Source organism: Acrocarpospora corrugata, from assembly GCF_009687845.1.
Taxonomy (GTDB): Bacteria; Actinomycetota; Actinomycetes; order Streptosporangiales; family Streptosporangiaceae; genus Acrocarpospora; species Acrocarpospora corrugata.
In genome coordinates, this window is the sequence record NZ_BLAD01000058.1 from 1 (window position 1) to 18,932 (window position 18,932).

16 protein-coding genes are annotated in these 18,932 nt (G+C 70.2%); 3 read left to right on the forward strand and 13 right to left on the reverse strand.

All coding sequences use genetic code 11. From position 1 onward, the window contains the following. The first annotated feature begins 475 nt into the window (after positions 1-475). Positions 476-7,222, forward strand: a complete 6,747-nt coding sequence (locus Acor_RS45520; protein WP_170317033.1) for a LamG-like jellyroll fold domain-containing protein — start codon at positions 476-478, stop codon at positions 7,220-7,222. Positions 7,223-7,510: 288 nt separating this feature from the next. On the opposite strand, the gene Acor_RS21965 is transcribed toward Acor_RS45520, so the two are convergent. The 13 genes from Acor_RS21965 to Acor_RS22020 form a co-directional block, all read right to left on the reverse strand. Then, positions 7,511-7,939, reverse strand: a complete 429-nt coding sequence (locus tag Acor_RS21965) for a MarR family winged helix-turn-helix transcriptional regulator (protein ID WP_155338598.1) — start codon at positions 7,937-7,939, stop codon at positions 7,511-7,513. Then, entirely contained in the window at positions 7,936-8,316 is a 381-nt protein-coding gene (locus Acor_RS21970) for a hypothetical protein (protein ID WP_218034411.1), read from the reverse strand. Before Acor_RS21970 ends, Acor_RS21965 begins: the two co-directional genes overlap by 4 nt. A 20-nt stretch (positions 8,317-8,336) precedes the next feature. Next, on the reverse strand, positions 8,337-8,480 hold the full coding sequence (locus tag Acor_RS43355; protein ID WP_218034412.1) for a hypothetical protein: 144 nt from the start codon (positions 8,478-8,480) through the stop codon (positions 8,337-8,339). A gap of 38 nt (positions 8,481-8,518) precedes the next feature. Next, a complete protein-coding gene (locus tag Acor_RS21975; RefSeq protein ID WP_155338599.1) occupies positions 8,519-8,746 on the reverse strand; it encodes a helix-turn-helix domain-containing protein in 228 nt (75 codons plus the stop codon). A 1-nt stretch (position 8,747) separates the two neighbouring features. Then, complete coding sequence (locus Acor_RS21980; RefSeq protein ID WP_155338600.1) at positions 8,748-9,362, reverse strand: DUF2975 domain-containing protein; 615 nt, start codon at positions 9,360-9,362, stop codon at positions 8,748-8,750. 45 nt (positions 9,363-9,407) lie between these two features. After that, positions 9,408-10,334: a malonate decarboxylase subunit epsilon gene (gene mdcH / locus Acor_RS21985; protein ID WP_155338601.1), complete on the reverse strand. Its 927-nt coding sequence runs from the start codon at positions 10,332-10,334 to the stop codon at positions 9,408-9,410. A gap of 112 nt (positions 10,335-10,446) precedes the next feature. Further along, a complete protein-coding gene (locus Acor_RS21990) occupies positions 10,447-11,055 on the reverse strand; it encodes a malonate decarboxylase holo-ACP synthase (protein ID WP_218034413.1) in 609 nt (202 codons plus the stop codon). 162 nt (positions 11,056-11,217) lie between these two features. Beyond that, positions 11,218-12,024 carry a biotin-independent malonate decarboxylase subunit gamma gene (mdcE, locus tag Acor_RS21995; RefSeq protein ID WP_155338603.1) on the reverse strand — a complete coding sequence of 269 codons (807 nt, stop codon included), beginning with the start codon at positions 12,022-12,024 and terminating at the stop codon, positions 11,218-11,220. A gap of 362 nt (positions 12,025-12,386) precedes the next feature. After that, positions 12,387-13,232, reverse strand: coding sequence for a biotin-independent malonate decarboxylase subunit beta (locus Acor_RS22000; protein WP_155338604.1), 846 nt, complete (start codon positions 13,230-13,232; stop codon positions 12,387-12,389). After that, entirely contained in the window at positions 13,229-13,534 is a 306-nt protein-coding gene (locus Acor_RS22005) for a malonate decarboxylase subunit delta (protein WP_155338605.1), read from the reverse strand. The genes Acor_RS22000 and Acor_RS22005 overlap by 4 nt, the downstream gene beginning before the upstream one ends. 177 nt (positions 13,535-13,711) lie before the next feature. Continuing rightward, a complete protein-coding gene (locus Acor_RS22010; protein ID WP_155338606.1) occupies positions 13,712-14,620 on the reverse strand; it encodes a triphosphoribosyl-dephospho-CoA synthase in 909 nt (302 codons plus the stop codon). 49 nt (positions 14,621-14,669) lie between these two features. Continuing rightward, positions 14,670-16,331 (reverse strand): malonate decarboxylase subunit alpha, encoded by a 1,662-nt coding sequence (mdcA, locus tag Acor_RS22015; RefSeq protein WP_155338607.1) that lies wholly within the window; start codon positions 16,329-16,331, stop codon positions 14,670-14,672. A 233-nt stretch (positions 16,332-16,564) separates the two neighbouring features. Next, complete coding sequence (locus Acor_RS22020; RefSeq protein WP_155338608.1) at positions 16,565-17,437, reverse strand: sigma-70 family RNA polymerase sigma factor; 873 nt, start codon at positions 17,435-17,437, stop codon at positions 16,565-16,567. Positions 17,438-17,532: 95 nt separating this feature from the next. Between Acor_RS22020 and Acor_RS22025 the strand changes: the two genes are divergently transcribed. Together Acor_RS22025 and Acor_RS22030 are read left to right on the forward strand one after the other, a co-directional pair. Further along, complete coding sequence (locus Acor_RS22025) at positions 17,533-18,333, forward strand: SDR family oxidoreductase (protein WP_155338609.1); 801 nt, start codon at positions 17,533-17,535, stop codon at positions 18,331-18,333. A gap of 234 nt (positions 18,334-18,567) precedes the next feature. Beyond that, on the forward strand, positions 18,568-18,915 hold the full coding sequence (locus tag Acor_RS22030) for a DUF488 domain-containing protein (protein WP_155338610.1): 348 nt from the start codon (positions 18,568-18,570) through the stop codon (positions 18,913-18,915). The last annotated feature ends 17 nt before the right edge of the window (positions 18,916-18,932 follow it).

Below are 18,932 nucleotides of genomic sequence, written 5' to 3' on the forward strand. Positions count from 1 at the left end.
TTTCGCCTTGATGTCACAACAATGGCGTAGCGGTGTCTTGCGGTCGAAATGGTAGGGCCAAGGCCCATCAGAGTGCGGCTGCCGGGAATTACGCGGAACGCAGGTTAGCGATGTCTGTCTTGCTTGATTGTTATTCGTCACGCAATGTGGGGTCTTAGTCCCGCTGATCGCGGGCGGGACGGTCTTTCGGAGGCGGCAGGAGATTGCCACCCGGCGGGTGACCCAGGCGAGAGGGCGGGTGAGCGGATCTGAGAGCCTAACTGTACTTCCGCAGGAAGGAACGTTCCAAGCAGAGGTCACGGACATCCGCCGCGCCGACGACAGGATTGGCGGTGTCGAGGCCTCACGGGCGTCGGGCCGGTCTGTCCGTAAATATGTTTTTTCCACACGCACCCGTTCGCATGTTTCGGGCATGCGTTTCCTCGCTGGTGCGTGGCTTTTCATGTATTTTCCGGGCCGTAAAAGGAGTTCGGTGATGGATGACAAGAATCTGCTGAGGGTTTACAGCGACAGGGAGTACATCTCGACCACGATGGTGCGCCATGCGGGGATGGTGGTGGCGTTCGCGCTGAGCGCCGACCGCAGGATCTACTACAGCGTGCTGGGCCTGGACCAGGCCGATCGGGCGCGTGGAGCGCTGGACGCGGCGTACTGGAACGCCGAACCGGGCCTGCTGCCCTTCCCCACCGAACTCGTCGATGTCAGCGCCGACGTGCCGGTGCCGGAGGTCATGCCGGTGGTGAAGAAGCGCGGCGGGGCCGAGGTGCTCGCCTCCGAGACGCTGCTGGCCGGGGAGAACGACCCGTTTCTGTCCACCACAGCCCGGCTGACCTCCGCCTTTCCCATCCAGGTCCTGTCAGATGGCCGCCACATTCTGCTGTTCCGGCAGTCGATAGCCGCCGACGAGGGCGACGCGGTGTACGCGACGACCGGGGGCGGCGCGGATCTGAAGGGTACCGACGACATCCTGGTCGGCAGAACGCGGGACGCACTGACCGACGCCTCGCTGCTATGCGACCGGTTCGTCCTGGTCGGCTCCGAACTCAAGCCCGTGGTGGAGGTGCGCTACCAGCGCAGCCGCAGCAAGGTCGCGCCAGCCTCCGGAGGCGACACGCTGGGCACCCGCGACATGGAGGGAAAGCTGTTCTTCGAGCCGACCCTGAAGCTGTCGTTCGTGGGCACGCTGAGCGAGGGGATGCTCTCCGTGCTGCTGCTGCCCACCGCGGTGGCCGGATCCTCGCGCTGGCAGATCTTCACCGGCGATGCCGAGACCGGCGCCATCAGCTCCTACAACCTGGAGCAGAGCACCGACGGCCTGTTCAACGTCAAGGGCACCCAGCTGTACACCAGCCCCGATCCGAAATTCGCCGCCTCGGTGCTGGAACGGGCGCCGGGCATCGACTCCCACACGGGGCAGCCGCTGGTGCCGGTACGCCCGAGCCGCGACCGGGCGGGCACCGCGCTGCGTTTCGAAGGCGACACGAGCGGCCCGGTGATCGCGGGCGAGGCGGACACGGCGGTGCCGGCGGGCCCCTACACGCTGGAGGCGTGGATCAAGCCCGCGAGCCCGAAGGGCATCATCGTGGGCCGGACCGACGCGGACGGAGCCGACACCCCGGTTCAGCTGAGCCTGAACGCCGACGGCAAGCTCGTGTTCACCCACGGCGCCCAGACCCTCACCTCCGCCACGGCGGTCCCGATGAAGGTGTACACGCACGTGGCGGCGGTGTTCGACGGATCGCAGATGCGCCTGTTCCTGGACGGCGCGCCGGCGGGAACACACGCCACCACCACGGGCGTGGAGGTCACCGCCAAGCTCCTCGTGGGCAAACGGCACGTCTCGGGCCCCACGGCCGATCCCTTCACCGGTGAGATCGATGAGGTGCGCGTCTGGAACCTCGCCCGCACCGACTTCACCGGCCGGGCCCAACGCCTGGCCGGCACCGAGCCCGGCCTGTTCGCCTACTTCCCCTTCGACGAGGGGGCCGGCGCCGAGGTGCGGGACCGCAGTGCCAACCGGTTCGCCGGCAGCCTGGAGGCCGGCCCGGTGTGGACGAGTTCGGACGCGCCGCTCTACGACGGACCCGGCGTGGTCCGGCACACCTTTTCCATCGCCGGGCGCAAGGTGGTCGCGGGTCTGACGGCGACGATGTACTACCAGCAGGAATCGATGGCGACGGGGTACGCCACCACTGCGGCGCCGGAGAAAAGGCAGGCGCGGGTGCTCCTGGCCTGCGCCACGTCCGGGCCGCCGCCCGAGGGCCAGCCGACCGGACGCCACTATGTGGCCACCGTGGACTTCGCGTTGTCGCAGGAGGGCAAGCTGGCCACGCCGCCGGGGGTGGTCGACCTGAGCTGGCTCGGCCGACCCAACCCGACCGAGGACGAGGATCGACGCGCGGAGGCCGAGGCCGCGGTGACCGCGGCGCGCGGCCAGCTCTACAACGACCAGGCGCTGGCACAGAAGCTTCCGGGCATCATCGCGCGGCTGGACGCCATCCACGACGAGGTGTACGGAGGAGTGCCGGGCTTCACCCTGCACGACCTCAACGAGAACATCAAAGGCCCCGCCCGCGACTGGGGAGGCCACCGCCAACGGGAGCGAGACCTCCTCGCGGAGGCGGCCGGCCTTGAGGGCCGCAAGGCGGAGGGGCAGGCGGCCAGGAGCCGGCTGGGCTCGGACCAGGCGACGTTCCAGGCGGCGCGAAACGCGCTGGCCATCCTCAGCGGCGGCCTGATGGGCGCGGCGGAGGCCGTTCTGCCGATGCCGACGGTGCACACCGACCGCTCGGGGCTGACCGTGCTGGGGGCTCTGCTGTCGTTCGCCTGGACCACCCACGCCCCGGCCCTGCTGGACAGCTCCACCGGTGACGTGGCGCTGTACTTCCGCGGCGGCAAGAACGAGTTCTTCTCCGCCTACTACTCCACCACCATCCACCCGGCCGCCAAGCAGATCGTCCTGGCCGACCAGAAGGCGCTGCGTCTGACCAGCCGCGACACCGCGGCGAACTTGGCCGACTTCGCCGTGACGGTGAGCGCGGACGGTCCCGGCCGGTGCGCCGTGGTGGTGACCCAGGGCGCGGCGACGGAGACGTTCACCGCGGCGCCCGATCAGGCCGACCTGCTGGCCGCCGTCCTGAACGGCTCCACGCGAGGCACGGACCTGGGCGTGGTCGTCGCCGTCAAGGACAAGACCGTGACACTCGCCGAACCGCCGGCGACCTCTCCGGAACCGGGCTCGGCCATCATGGTGGGCGAGCAAAGCCGCACCGTCGCGACCGCGCCGACCGGCTCCGCGCAGATCACCCTCACCACCGGCAACCTCACCGCCGGGCCGGGCGCCCAGGTGCGCACCGCGGTCTACGACTACACCCACGCCACCAGCACCGTACCCGGCATGTCGGCGGCTCGCGGCTCGCTGCTGGTCAGCGCGCACGCCGAGAGCGCCACCAGCCTGGTGCCCGCCGGGACGGCCGAAGACCTCAGCGAGCCGCTGGCGCCGCGCTGGCACGGCGACGCGCCCGGGCGTGCCTTCTCCTTCGACGCCGCCGACGCCCAGCGACTGGAGATGAGGCGCAGGGCGACCGTGGACGACCTGGCCCCGACCGGCGACCTGAGCCTGGAGGCGTGGGCCTATCCGACGTTCGTCGATGGCCCCACCCAGATCGTGCAGGCCGAGCTGAGCAGTGCCGACTACCGCCTGGGGTTGGACAAGGCCACGCTGCCCACCGGCGAGGCCGGCTACGTCATCGTCGCCGAGGTCGACCGCCAGGCCGCCCGCGGCAGCGAAGCCTTTCCCCTGTCCGAATGGGGGCATCTGGCGATGTCGTTCGAGCAGAGCTGGGCGATGGGCATGGACGGGACCGCCTACCTGGACGCCGGCGGGCCCGGCGGCCTGGACATCGTGGACGACCTGACCATCGAGGCGTTCGTGAAACTGGACTCCCTGGACGTCACGCACGGGCTGGTCGGCAAGGGCGCGCTCGGCGCGGGCACCCACCAGGCCGTCCCCTACAGCTTGTACGTGGCCCCCGGCGGGGTGCTGACGTTCGCCTTCGAGTCGGGCTCCGGCGGAACCGATCAGCTGCAGGTCTGCCCATCAGCGCTGACCCTGTCGAAAAACGTCTTCTACAAGGTCGCGGTGACCCGCAGGAACCCCACTACCCCGGACGGCCCTATGGAGATCCGTTTCTACGTCGTCCCGCCCGACGCCAGCCGCCTCCCGTCCAGCCATTCCTATAACTGCGCCAAGCCAGTGGGCAACGACGCGCCGGTGGAGCTGGGCCGCCACCATGTGGGCAAGAACAGCTACGGCCTGCGGGGCGCGCTGTCGGAGGTGCGGATCTGGAACGTGGCCAGGGAACCCGACCAGATCGGGGCCCCGATCACGGAGAAGGCCACGGGCCTGGCCGCGTGGTGGACCTTCCCCGAGTTCGAGGGCTCCCAGACCGCCGACCGGTGCGGCTCCTACCCCGCCACGCTGCACCACGTGGAGCGGGTGCCCACCCCCGACCCGGCCGGCAACCGATTCACCTTCTACCGCAACGGAACCGCCACGCCCGCCACGGTGAGCGCCGCCCCGGCCAGACCCCGAGTGGCCGACCCCAGACCGACGGACCGGTGGTCCGGCGGTCTCGACATCACCGGCGGGTCTCAGCCCCGATTCCGACCACGCTTCAACCTGGCCGCCTCCGAAAAGCCGGACGGATCCTTCCACGAGGCGTTCACCGGGAACCTGGACGAGATCCGCGTGTGGCGCACGATCCGCACCCAGGAGCAGGTGCTGGACAACATGTTCGGCCGCATCCGCGGGGACCGCCGGGACCTGATCGCCTACTACCCCTTCGACCTCGACGACACCGTGGCCGGGGCGGACGTGAGCGACGCGGGCCTGGGCGGCCACCACCTGACCCAGTCCTCCGCACCGCCGGCGATCGTGCTGTCGAACGCGCCGATCTCCACCGACTCCGCCCAGGTCCGCTCCGCGCTCGCTGGCATCGGCACCGCCTTCCACGCCTCCATCGCCCACACCCCGGCCGCCACCGAGTACGGCGACATCCAGGAGATCGCCCACGGCGGGCTGATCGGGGTGATGAAACGCGCCTACACCTACATCCGGGACACTTCCTGGGTGCTGAGCACCGGCTTCAAGGTCGGTGAGCTGACCACCACCTGGGTGGGCCAGGCCCAGTTCGACCCGCAGCTCATCGGCTACATCGAAGGCGCCCCGCCAGTCCCTTCGGAGAACCTGATCGCCGGCGCCGCCGACGACTACGCGGGGGCCTCCTCGATCGCCTTCGTCCAGGCCGACAACGTCGTCAACGCCCTGTCCTCACACAAGAACACCAGCGTCGACGCCTCCCTGAAGATGACCTTCTCCTCGACCGTGAAGGACGACACCTGGACAGTCAGCGCCCCCCTCGGCGTCGGCATCGCCAAACCCGCAGGCTCCGTGGAGCTCGACATGGGGGCCAGCGTCGAGCTCAAGTTCTCCAACAGCTGGAGCCACGACACCAAGGTGTCCCAAGGCGCCAACACCACCCGCACCAGCAAGGTGGAGCTCACCGGCGGCTGGGAGGGCACCGACACATCCAGGCAGGCCAATCCCGTCGCCGGGCAGCGGTGGGTGCCGGCCAACACCGGCTTCGCCGTCGTGCAGTCCGAAACCGCCGACCTGTACGCGCTGCGCCTGGCCCACAGCGGCGCCCTGGTGGCCTACCGGATGCTGCCCAGCCCCGACATCCCCCGCGACTGGAACCTGATCCCCTTCCCGATCAACCCCCGCTACACCAAACAGGGCACCCTGGACGGCATCATCGGGTACGGCGAGCACGGCACGGCCAAGGAACCGGGGCCCTTCGCCGACCCGGACTTCCCCAACGCCGCCACCGGCGTGCGCGGCGAGTTCAGCTACTACCGGCCCGCGGAGGCGTACCGGATCAAGAAGCGGATCCAGCGCGAGCAGCAGCAGCTGCAGGGCTTCTACGACTCGGTCTCCACCGAGACCCACGTCCCGGACCCCACCCACGGCCAGGCCGCCAAGGTGCTCAACGGGATGATGGGCGGCACCGGCGCCGAGGTGACCCAGGGCGGCAACCCCGAGGCGGGACGGGCGGCCGTCCGGGCGGCCTCTCGCCGCAACATCGTCAACACCTACGTGTGGACGGCCGCCGGCGGGTTCTTCGCCGAGACCACCGGCACCACCGATCAGGTCACCGAGACCACGGCCGGCTCCTTCACCTTCAACGCCACCCGCGGCGGTCACTTCTCTCTCGGCTTCGAGGCGTTCGGACAGGGCCTCAAGTTCGGCGTGGAGGCATCCATGGGCGCCGGCTACAGCGTCACCCGCACCAAGTCCAAGGAAGCGACCAGAACCTTCAGCCTGGACGTCCACTGCGCCCCCGGGCGCCGACTGCAGAAACACGACGGCGACACCCCCCTGTTCGACATCGACGGCCGGCCCGCCCTGGTGCCCGGCCGCGTCGACGCCTACCGCTTCATGAGCCTCTACCTCGACACCACCACCGACAACTTCGAGGACTTCTACGGCAAGGTCATCGACCCCGAATGGCTGGATCGCAGCAGCGACCCCAACGCCCAGGCCCTCAAGGCCGCCCGCCAGGCCGAACGCAAGCCGCCGTGCTGGCGCATCATGCACCGGGTCACCTTCGTCAGCCGCGTCCTGTCCACCACCCCCGCCGCCCATCCCTCCCTGGAACAGGCGATGGCCACCCAGAAGATCATCAGCCCGTACGCCCTCATCAAGAAGCTTGAGCCCTACCTCGGCGCCTCCACTGCCGACCCCACCGCGCTGACCGCCGCCACCCGAACCGCCATCACCGAGCGCTTTCCCGCCTTCATTCCCTACCTCAACAACATCACCGCCCTGCTCATCTCCTACTACGAGGCGACCGGCGCCCCCGCCGCTCCCTCAAGCACGCTCGCCACCGACACACCCACCATCGCCAAGGGAACGTTCTTCACCGTGCGCTACTCCACCGCGCCGGACACTCGCAGCGCCAAGAACTGGATCGGCCTCTACCCCGCCAGCAAAAGGCCATCGGAGCAAGAGGCCATCGACTGGAAGTACGCGCCCGACGCGAGCGGCACCATCACTCTGACCACCGGCACCGTGCCCGGACCGGGCAGCTACAGGGCCTGGTACCTCCACGACAACGGCTACATCGCCCTGACCGACCCGCTCACCGTCACCGTGACCTGACCAGGGCAATCGCCCCCACCACGCGACCACCACGCCGACCGCCGACCGCCGACGGATAAGGATCTCCCACCGACCGCCCCGACCCAGGGCGGGCGGTGAGGAGGGCGGGGATGAGTTGGTCGAACAGATGCCCACGCAGTTCCTTCGAATCGGTGAAACGGCCGGGCTCCAGTAGCAACGAAGGATCGCCCGCTACGCCGCCACCCGCGCAGCTGCCCGTGGCATTCCCCATGTCCTCAGGCGGTGACGTGGCCTGGTGGCGCGTCCGAGCCTGAGCGACAGTGAGGATCAGGAGGTCGCGAGTGACTCCAGGGCCGGAAGTGCGGCGGTGAGGGCGGTGCGCTGGGCTGGGGTGAGGGCGGTGACGCCGGCAATGAAGAATGCCGAGCGGTCCTCGCGTAGGTGGGCGAGGTGGCGGTGGCCCTCGTCGGTGAGGCTGAGGAGGGAGGCGCGGCCGTCGGCCGGGTCGGGGGTGCGGGTGGTCAGGCCGGAGGATTCGAGGCTGGCGACCAGGCGGCTCTGGGTGGGGGCGCTGACCCCTTCGTGGATGGCCAGGTCGACCAGGCGTACCGGGCCGAGCGTGTCCAGGGCGGACAGGGTGGAGCGCTGGCTCGCCGTCAGGGTCTGCGGGGCGTGCTGGCGGGCGCGGCGGGCCAGGCGGGACAGGGTGGCGCGCAGGCGTTCGGCGAGCTCTACGTCGGTGAGCGTGTCTGTCATGGTCCGCCCACGGTAACCGGGTTGAGGGGGGAGAGCTGGGCGAGGGTTCCGGTCGGGGCGAGCAGGCTTTCGATCGGGTTGTAGCCGAGGAAGGCGGCGAACAGGGCGCCGACCGGGGGGAGTTGCCCGATGTGGGTGGCTTCGGCGGTCTGTACGCCGTGCTGGGTGAGGCCCTGGGCGAGGGTGGCGACCGCGGTCAGCAGACCGGCCGCGTTCCCGGCCGTGAAGGCGACCAGCAGGCTGGTCAGCCAGATGGCGAACGTCGCGTTGCCCAGCCAGTCGATCCGGGCGCCTGCCACCCGGGAGACGGTCTCCCGCAGCGACTTGTACGCCCAGATCGTCCCGATGACGCCGATCGGCGCGGACGCGAAGAACACCAGCCGCCAGTCGATCTCGCTCAGCAGTCCGCCCGCGATGAGCCCAGGAAGCTGCCCGCGATCCCGGCGACCTGGTTGACGCCCATGGCCATGCCGCGCCGGTGCACCGGAAAGGCGTCGGTGATGATGGCGGCGGACCCAGCGATAGCGGTCCGTCTGCACAAGGACGACCTTCCAGATATTTGCTTGTGCTAACTAACTATCACTGTAGCTCCTCATGGGTGATGAGGTCTCCGGGCTGGCATCGGAGTTCGCGGCAGAGCGCGCTCAACGTGGAGAATCGGATCGCCTTGGCCTTGCCGTTCTTGAGAATCGACAGGTTGACGATGGTGACGCCGACCCGGTCCGCCAGTTCGGTGAGCGTCATTCCCCGCTCGGCCAGCAACCGATCCAGGTGCACGTGAATGCGGTATTGGGGATTGGGCGGCATGTCAGACGAGCCCGTCCGCGTCCTCGCGCAGGCGCGCGCCCTTTCTGAAGATCGTCCCCAGGCCGATCAGGAGGAGGGCGAATCCGACGGGGGCCGCGGTGAACGGCCAATAGGTGTCGATCAGCCCTTCGGCGGGGGTTCCGTCGACCATGTACACCGCCACGAACGTTCTGAGGGGCTCGACGAGCAAGCCGTATCCGGCCACGCAACCGGCCATCAGGAAGATCCGGCGGGCATTGGCCGGTACGAAGGGGTCACCTGACCTGAGGGTCCGGGCGATCTGCCACAGCAGGAAGACGATGATGGCGGTCAGCAGCGCACCGACCACCAGTGGGGTGTTGAGGACGAGGTTCTGCCACCTGTCCGGCCGGTCGATCGAGATGGTCGCGCTGTATTCCAGGGTGGACCTCAGTGGTCCGATCTGCTGGGGGTTGGTTAACGGCCACTCCCGTAACTGGGGCACCTGCATGCTGGCGTGATCCGAGGGCGGCCCCGCGGCCTGCCATCCGGCTTGGGCCAGGTAGACGACGCACAGCGCGAAAGCCAGGTAGACCAGGTTCTCGAAGATCGCCCACCAGATGCGGACTGACCACGTGCGCAGTTCCGTCCATCCCATGAAATCCTCTTTTATCGTTTTTCGATAACAACGATAAACGATAAGTCATGGGCTGTGAAGGCCGCGCGCGAGCGCTGCCGCGTCGGTGACGCGGGTGTCGGCGAGGGTGATGACGCGGGCCCGGGGGTGGGCGGCCTGGGCGATCCGGGCCAGGACATGTCCCGGGGGAGTCTGGATGAACACGGCCGTGCCGAGTTCGCCGAGCAGGGCGATTCCGTCACGCCACCGGACGGTGGTGGCGACGCTCCGGGCGAGATCGTCCAGTACGGCGCCGGAGTCGTGCAGGAGCCGCCCGGTGGCGCCGCCGAGGTAGGGGACACGGAGACGGCGCCGGGGGAGCGCGGCGAGGTGGTCCGCCATCGCGTCGGCGACCCGGGCGAGCAACGGGCAGTGCGAGGGCACGCTGACGTCCAGGCGCTGAACGCGCCGCGCGCCCGCCTGGGCCGCCGCCGCGGCGAGGCGCTCCAGGGCGGCATCGCTGCCGGAGACCACGGCTTGGTGGTCGGTGTTGACGATGGCCAGATAGACGGGTTCACCCTCGGTGCCGGCCGACTCGACCAGCCGCCGGACCTGCGGAATGCTCAACCCCAGCACGGCCGCCATGCCGTAGCCGGAAGGGCAGGCGTCGCGCATAAGCTCGCCACGCCGGCGTACGGCCATGAGGGCTTCGGCGAACGTCAGCACCCCGGCGGCGACGGCGGCCGGAAATGCCCCCGAGGAGTGCCCCGCCACCGCGTCAGGGATGACGCCTTCGGCGAGCAGGGCACCAGCCGAAGCGACTCCGGCGACGCACAGGGCCACCTGCGCGGTGACGGTCGACGCCAACGCCTCCGCGCCGTCCTGCCGGGCCGACCCGGGCAGGACCCGCTCGGCCTCGGCGAGCGCCGCCGCGACGGCGGGGTGATCAGGCAGGTCGTGGAGCATCCCGGGCCGCTGTGTGCCCTGACCGGGGTACAGAAACGCGACCCTCATCCGAGGGTCCAGGGGTGGGTGAGCCCGGCCCGGCTGTCCGGGCAGGGCGCGATCCTCGTTCGGGAGCTCACGGGTGGGCGAGCGCCCCGGCTGTTCCGACAGAACGCGACCTTCATTCGGGAGCCCACGGATCGTCCACCAGTTGCGGGCCGTGCGCGGTGCGGATCATGACGAGACCGTCGGCGTGGGCCCATTCGGTCAGGCTCAGTCCGCCTCGGGGGGTCTCCAGCTGGCAGTCGACCGTGACGGGGACCCCCGTCAGGGCAGTCACCAGCCGCGCAGCCTGAGCCCGGTCCAGTCTGCGTGGTGCCCGTATCAGCAGGTCCAGATCGCTTCCCGGGTGGGTGACTGGCCGCCCGGTGGCGAGTTCGAAGCCGAGGCTGCCGGTCGGCCCCCAGACGGCGTCGTCGCCGAGTTCGGCGGACAGTCGCAGGGTGACGGCGGAGAGGGCGGTGGCGAACTGGGGGAGTCTGGGCGGCCGTTTCCGCAAATCCTCGGGCGTTACGACGCGAACGACCGAGTCCGATGGAACGATGGCGGCGTGCCGCAGCCGCCGTTCGGTTCCGCGCACCCCGACGGGGATGAGACCGGGGGAGCATGGCGCCCGCCGGACGACCGCCCAAGGGCATGCGGCCAGCGACGCGCGGGCCCAATCGGGGAGGGCGGCGTCGGGTGCCGACCTCCCGCTGAGCAGAAGCAGGTCGTGCGGGCGCGCGATCATCCCCATTGGGCGCTGACCCGATTGGGCGCTGACCCGATTGGGCGCTGACCCGATTGGGCGCTGACTCCCATTGCGCAATCACCCCCATAGCGCGGCCACCCCATAGCGCGGCCACCCCATAGCGCGGCCACCGCTATTGCGCGGTCACGTGTCATTGCGTGGTCACCCCCACTGGGCGGTCATCGCCTCGCGGACGCGGATGGACGCGGCCCGGGTCTGGTGCGCGCCGGGGGAGGTCAGCCGGTTGCTCAGGTCACGGGGACCGCGGCGGGCCCGCGCCACGGCGGCCACCAGTGCATCCTTCACCTTCCGGACATCCGTGCCAGCCGGGTCGGCCGCGTTCTCAACCTCCAGCAGGTCGTCACACAGCCCGAGCTTCGCCCACTCGGCGACGTCGTAGGAGAGCGGAGGCACCCGCCGCGCCAACTCGTCAAGCTCCGCCACACTCCGCAGGGTCACCCTCGCCGCGGCCTCCTTGTGCATGGCGTGAATCACCACACCCGGATCGTTGAGCGCCAGGATCTGATTCGCCTGGAATCCGTGCGCCAGGAACCCACCCGACAGCGCCGCCCCGACGATGAGCGCGATCACCGGATGCCCCGCGATACGAGCGCGCACATAGGCGTCCACTGTGACAGCCAGCGCGTGATGCAGCCCAACCAACTCCTCGACCCGCCCATACGCCTGACTCGGCAAATCGACGACGGCGACGATCGGACGCCGCCGATCCTCGGGCAGTCCCGCGTCCGCCCCGACGACGCCGCCCACCGCCCCGGCAAGGGCGAACGCCTCACGGAGACCAACCTCGCCCTTCCGCGCCCGATGGTACGGACTCCCCGGATCCGGAACGACGGCGATCAGCCGGGCGGTGTCGTCCCCCAGCACGGCATCAGCGGTGATCACCGACGGAACCCCCTGGCCGACCTCACCTTCGGCCAGCGCCCGCGTCCAGCTCCAGCCGCGGCTCATGACCGATCCTCCTTCGACGGTACGGTTCGCGCCCCCACCCAGATCACGAGCGATCCATCCTCGACGGCGCGGCCAGCGCCCTCAATTCGGCTCATGGCCGATCTCGCTTCGCTGGCACAGCCAGCGCCCGACTCATGACCGATCCTTCGCCGGACGAAGGTACGACTCGCGCCCTCACCCCGGTACATAGCCGTTCCCCTTCAACGGCACGGCCAGCGCCCCTGCCCGGATCGCGGCCGATCCTTCGACAGGACGGCCAGCACCCCCGCCTGGCTTACGACCGATCCTCCTTCGACAAGACAGCCAGCGCCCTCGTCCTGGCTTATGGCCGTTCCCCTTCGATGGCACGGCCAGCGCCCGGCTCATCGTTCATCCCCCTTCGACGGTATGGCCGGTAGGTCGGCCGGTTCCGGCGGGTCGGTCGGGTCGACGGCTGCGAGTAGCGCCCCCAGCGAGTCGATCCACCCGGAGCGATGATCGGCGGGCACGCCACGGCCAAGGCCCTCGATAACGGCTGCGCGGATGGCCGCGACGTCGTCGGGAACCAGCGTGTCCGCCAGGCCGGTCCGAATACGTTGGGCGCCGCCGTCGATCGACCAGATCAACGGGTGGTCGGAGGCGTCGAACTCGGCGACACCGGCCTCGGACTCGATCACCTGGGGGCCGTCCAGTCCGAGCCGCCCCTCACTGGTGATGATCAACTCGGTGCACAGCCCGGCCGCGATGCTCATTCCGCCGAAACAGCCCAGCATTCCGGCGATGACGCCGATGACCGGCTGCAGCGGCCGTAACTCCAGCAGCGCCGCACAGACCTCCGCGACCGTGGCCAGGCCCAGGTTGGCCTCCTGGAGCCGTACCCCGCCCGTCTCCAGCAGCAGAACCGCCGCGGTGGGGACGCCCGCGCGGCTGTCGCGGGCGGCCAGCGACAGGGCGGTGGCGATCTTCACGCCGGAGACCTCGCCGATGCCGCCGCCCTGGAAGGCCTGCTCGATGCCGATCACGACGACGGCTCGCCCGGCGAGCTTTCCCCGTACCACGACCACCCCGTCGTCGGACTGCGGGACGACACCCTGGGGTTCCAGCCACGGTGACTCGATCCGGTCGAAAGGGCCGCAAAGTTCGCGGGCGGTGCCGCCGTCGAGCAGGGCGAAGGCGCGCGCCCGTGCGTCCAGTTCGATGAAGCTGGCCCGAGCCGTCATCGATGTCATTTCCCGTCCTCCTCCATGCTCTCCTCGACGGCTTGCCGCAGCCGCAGCGCGACCACACCGGGGGTCGCCCCGGCGTCGTTGAGCTCGAAACCGGCGGACACCGGGTGGCGGGCGAAGAAACGCTCCAGCACGACCCGCCACACGGTGTCGAACCCATCGACGCTGGTGCGGACACGCACCCGGGCGACACCTACCGGCCCCGGCGTCATCAGCACCTCCAGATCCCCCGAACCGGCCACCCCGACGTGAGCCCGCCGCGCTGGCGGCCGATCGGCTGGGAACTCGAAGTTCAGCGTTTGCACGAGGCCACCTCCAGATCGCTCGGACCGGGGACCTCGACGTGTGCCCGCCGCGCTGGCGGCCGGTTGGCCGGGAAGTCGAAGTTCAGCGTTTGCACGAGAGCACCCCCAGATCCCCCGAATCGGCGACCTCGACGTGTGCCCGGCGGGCCGGTGATCGGTCGGCCGGGAACTCCATGTTCAGCGTCTGCACGAGACGGCCTCTCGGTCGGTTTCGGCGCCGGACCCATGCCGCGGCACCATGTCAAGGAAGAGCGCGGCGGCCAGGAGATCGCCGCTGCCACCCGGTGACAGCCCGTACGCGCGCAGCCGTTCGTCTAGCTCGGCGAGGGCCGTTCGGCCCGGGACCGTCCCCGTACCGCCCTCGGCCAGGACGCGGGCCGCGCCGGTGCGCACTACCCGCAGTCCCGCGAGGCCGCCGCGATGCAGCACGCAGGTGTCGTTCAGGTGGCTCATCACCGCCAGCAGCGCGTCCAGCCGGGCGACGTCCTCGGCGTGTCCGGCCGCCCGGCCCTGGCGTAGCCGCGGTAGCGCGACCTCCACTACATGCGGGAAACCGGCCGCCGCTTCGCCGCGGGCACCGGGCACTCCGAACCGCCGCCGTACCCGTTCGCCGTGGGAGAGCACACTCGCAGGGACGTCCGCGTCCGGGCTGGCCGCGCTCCCGGACGCGCCCTCCGCGTCGGCCGCGTCGGGGAGCGCGGCCAGCCGGGCCGCCCGGCCGACGGCTGACGGCTCGTCGGCGGCGGTGGCGGCGCCCGCGACCAGCAGCCCGAGCGCCCACAGCGCACCACGGTGCGTGTTCACCCCACGGGTGGCCCCGAGCATGACCCGCTCGCCCGCACGCCCGATCCGCCCCAGTTCGGTACGGAGCCCGCTCCCCACGGCCATCCGCTGCGCCGCCACTGCGAGCGACCGGAAGACGGGCCGCAGCGCCTCGGCGGAAGCCAGCATGAGCGGCAGATCCATGTCGCCGTGCGCGCCGCCGCCACGATGGTCGACCAGGCCTGGCTTGGGCCCCAGCCGCGCCTCCGCGCCCAGGGCCCGGACCGCGAGATCGGCCAGCATCGCCGCACGCCCACCGGTCATCACCGGATCACCAGGTCCGGGTCCGGGCTGGTGGGTGGTCATTGCCGGATCACCAGGTCCGGAACTGGGCCGGCGGATCATAGAGACCTCCCGACCAGGTGACCAGATCCTCGATGCTGCGGGCCGCCAGTAGGGAGCGCTTGGCTTTGCGGACGTCCACTCTCAGGTCCTCGGGTAGTGCCACCAGGCCGTCGCGGCGTAGTGCTTCGACGCGCCGCTCATTCAGGTTTCGGCCGACCGGGGTGGCGCCCGCGATGGCGGCCAGGGCTTCACGCCGTTCGGCCAGGCTGGAGGCCTTGTAGAGGTAGGCCACTCCCTCTTCGGTGACGACGTGGCTGACGTCCGCGCCGTAGATCATGACTGGGGGGATGGGCATGCCGGTGTCCGCGCCCACCTGGATCGCGTCCAGGGACTCCACGAAAGCGGGCGTGCCGCCGGCCCGGAAGGTCTGGGTGATCTGCACGACGAGCTTGCGTCCCCGTAGCGCGGGTGGTTCACCGGCGGGCAGGCTCAGCCACGCGGGGGAGGAGTGGCGGCGGCCGTGCGGGTCGTGCCCCATGTTGGGAGCGCCGCCGAAACCGGTCAGCCGACCCTCGGTTACCGTCGAGGAGTTCGCGGAGGCGTCGATCTGTAGTGAAGAGCCGATGAACATGTCCACCGCGTACTGACCGGCGAGCTGGCACAGCACCCGGTTGGAGCGGAGCGAGCCGTCGCGGCCGGTGAAGAACACGTCGGGGCGGGCGGCGACGTAACGCTCGGTGCCCGGTTCGCCGCCGAAGCAGTGCACCGACTCCACCCAGCCGCTCTCGATCGCCGGGATGAGCGTCGGGTGCGGGTTGAGCGTCCAGTGCTTGCAGATTTTCCCGCGCAGGCCCAGTTCCTCGCCGTAGGTGGGCAGGATGAGTTCGATCGCCGCGGTGTCGTAGCCGATCCCGTGGTTCAGCGCCGTCACCCCGTGCCGCTCGTAGACGCCGCGCAGCGCCAGCATGGCCATCAGGATGTCCACCTGGCCGATCTGGCGCGGGTCCCGGGTGAAGAGCGGCTCCAGCGCGTACGGCCGGGGGCTGGCCACGACCAGGTCCACCCAGTCGCCGGGGATGTCCACCCGGCGCACCTTGTCCACCAGCTCGTTGACCTGGACCAGCACGACGCCGTCGCGGAACGCCGCCGCCTCGGCGATGGTCGGGGTGTCCTCGGTGCCGGGCCCGGTGTACAGGTTGCCGTCCCGGTCGGCCTGCTCGGCGCAGAGCAGGACCACGTCGGGGGCGAGGTCGACGAACATCCGCGCGTACAGCTCGACGTAGGTGTGGATCGCCCCGACCTCGACCTTGCCGTCGGCCAGCAGTTGCGCCATCCGGACGCTCTGCGGCCCGGCGTAGGCGAAGTCGAGGCGGCGGGCCACGCCGCGCTCGAAGACGTCCAGGTGCTCGGGCAGGCTGATCGAGGAGATCAGCAGATGCAGGTCATGCACCACCTTCGGGTCGCAGCCTGCCAGCGCCTCGGCCAGGAAGTCGGCCTGCTTCTGGTTGTCGCCCTCCAGCGCGACCCGGTCGCCGGGACGCAACAGCGCCTGCAGGGCGTCCAGGATCCGCCCGGCGTCCAGCACCCGGCCCGAGGCGAACGGCTCGACGGCTTCCAGCCGTTCCCGCTTCGCGGCCCGCCGCCGGGTCCAGCTCCGCGCGGACGCCGCGGCCTGCCTCGATGCCGACATGGGCTTGTGATGCCTCCGACGGCGGCGCGGCTAACCCAACGGGAGTTAAAGGTGGCCCTTGACCGGCTGCGCGCCGAGGGCGTGATCGAGTTCGAGCGCGAGGAGAGCGTCGAAGACTGGGCGCGCCGCCACCGCCACCCGCCGCCTGCGCCACGCTTCGGCCCCTCCAGGCAGCGCACGTTCGCGCTGGCTGGGCTGGTCGCCGAACCCCTGGGTGACCGTTCGGGATGGCGTCAGAGGTCGAGTACGGCGAGATCGAGCAGGCGGAGACGCTCCGGGTTCGCGATCACGTCGATCTCGGTGATCCGGTCGGCGGCGATCGTGAAGCCGAGGACCACGCGCAGCCGTCCGCGCGCGGCCATCACGAGTCCGACCGACCCGTTCACCAGCGCCGGTTCGGTGAACCTGACCCGTTCGGCGGCGGCGAACGCGCCCCTGGCGACGTTGCGGGAGCCGCGGACGACGACGGGCGAGCGGGTGGGGCCGGCCTCCCGGTCGGCTCGGAGGACCACGTCGGGATGGAGGAGCGCGACCAGCGCGTCGAAGTCGCCGTTCCGGGAGGCGGCCTGGAAGGCGTCCACGACTCGGCGCTGACGATCCAGGTCGGTGTCGGGGGCCGGATCGGCCCCTTTGACCCGGCGGCGGGCGCGGCTGGCGAGTTGCCTGGCCGCGGCGGGAGAGCGTTCGATCATCGGGCCGATCTCGTCGAACGGCACGGCGAACATGTCGTGCAGCACGAAGGCGAGCCGCTCGGCCGGTGTCAGCGTCTCCAGCACGACCAGGAGGGCCAGCCCGACGGAGTCGGCCAGCAGCGCCTCCCCCTCCGGGTCGCTTCCTTCCGACTGGTCGGGCATGCGTACGTCCAGGGGGTGTTCGCGCCGTGAGTCGCGGCTGCGCAGCATGTTGAGGCACACCCGCGCCACCACCGTGGTCAGCCACCCGGCGAGGTTCTCGACGCCGCCGGTCCCGGCGCGGCTGAGGCGCAGCCAGGCCTCCTGGACGGCGTCGTCGGCTTCGCTCGCCGAGCCGAGCATCCGGTAGGCGACCGCGCGCAGACGAGCCCGGTGTTCGCCGAAACGCTCGGTCAGCAATTCCTGCTCGTCCACGTGTCACATTCCTTCCTCGCCGGGTGTCACAGACCTAGACCCCCGAAGCTCCGCGGATGTGACGGGGAGATGGTCCGGACGAGTTTGGAGAAGCCATGACGTCACTCATTCTGGTCACCGGCGGTATGGGCACGCTCGGGCGCCTCACCGTACCGCTGCTGCGGGCGGCAGGAAGCAAGGTGCGGGTGCTCAGCCGACGCGGCCACGAGTCCGGTGACGGCGTCGAGCACGTGACCGGTGACCTGCTCAAAGGCGAGGGGATCGAACCCGCGGTGGACGGCGCCGAGATCGTCCTGCACCTCGCGGGCGGCTCGAAGGGTGACGACGTGGCGACCCGGAACCTGGTGCGGGCCGCCTCGCGGGCCGGGGTGCGGCACCTGGTCTACATCTCCGTCATCGGGGCGGATCGGGTTCCGCTGGGCTATTTCAGGTCCAAACTGGGCGCGGAGCGCGCCGTGACCGGCTCCGGGCTGCCGTGGACGACGTTGCGCGCCGCGCAGTTCCACGACCTGGCCCTGAACGTGGTGCGGACGATGGCGAAGTCGCCGGTGATACCGGTTCCTGGCGGGCTCAGGTTCCAGCCGGTCGACGCGGGCGAGGTGGCGGCCCGGCTGGCGGAACTGACGCTGGGCCCGCCCGCCGGGCTGGTGCCCGACCTGGCCGGGCCCAAGGTGTACGGCCTGGCCGAGCTGAGCCGTGAATACCTGCGGCTGTGCGGCAAGCGTCGTCTGACGATGCCGGTCCGGATGCCGGGTAAGGCGGGCCGCGCGTACCGGGCCGGTGAGAATCTGTCCCTGGCGAGGGCGGACGTGGGCGGGCGGACGTGGGAGGAGTTCCTGGCCGACCGGCTGGGCCGCGCGGTGTCGGAGACGATGGATGAAGGAGACGATGGATGAATGGGTGCGGAGCCGGTCGAGCACGCCCCGGCAGCAGAACCGTCACGGCCAGAATGATCCGCATGCCCAGACCCCCGGCGAAGCGGCATTCCGGGGAGACTATCCACCTTGCGCCGACAAATGGCGCTATTTCGGCAGTTTGGGAACGCGCGAAACATCAGCTGCACTCAGTTTCAGCAGGTCAAGGGCGCTGCGGAACCAGCGTGCCGGTCGCAGGGGTGCGACGATGGAGCCGTGTCCTTCCGCATCAAACGGATCTACGACGAGGTGGATCCCAGTGACGGCTTCAGAGTCCTCATTGACCGGCTGTGGCCCCGGGGCGTGTCCAAGGAGCACGCCTGTCTCGACCTGTGGCTGAAAGAAGTGGCCCCAAGCCCCGAGCTGCGCACCTGGTTCGACCACCGGGCTGACCGTTTCACCGAGTTCACCACCCGCTACACCGCCGAACTCGACACCAACCCGGCAGCCCGCACCCTCCGGCAGCTCGGCCGCGCGCACCCGACGGTGACCCTGTTGTACGGCGCCAAGAACCCTGAAATCAATCACGCCGTCGTGCTGGCCGAATACCTGACCCCGGATTGATCGCCGAAAATCGTTTG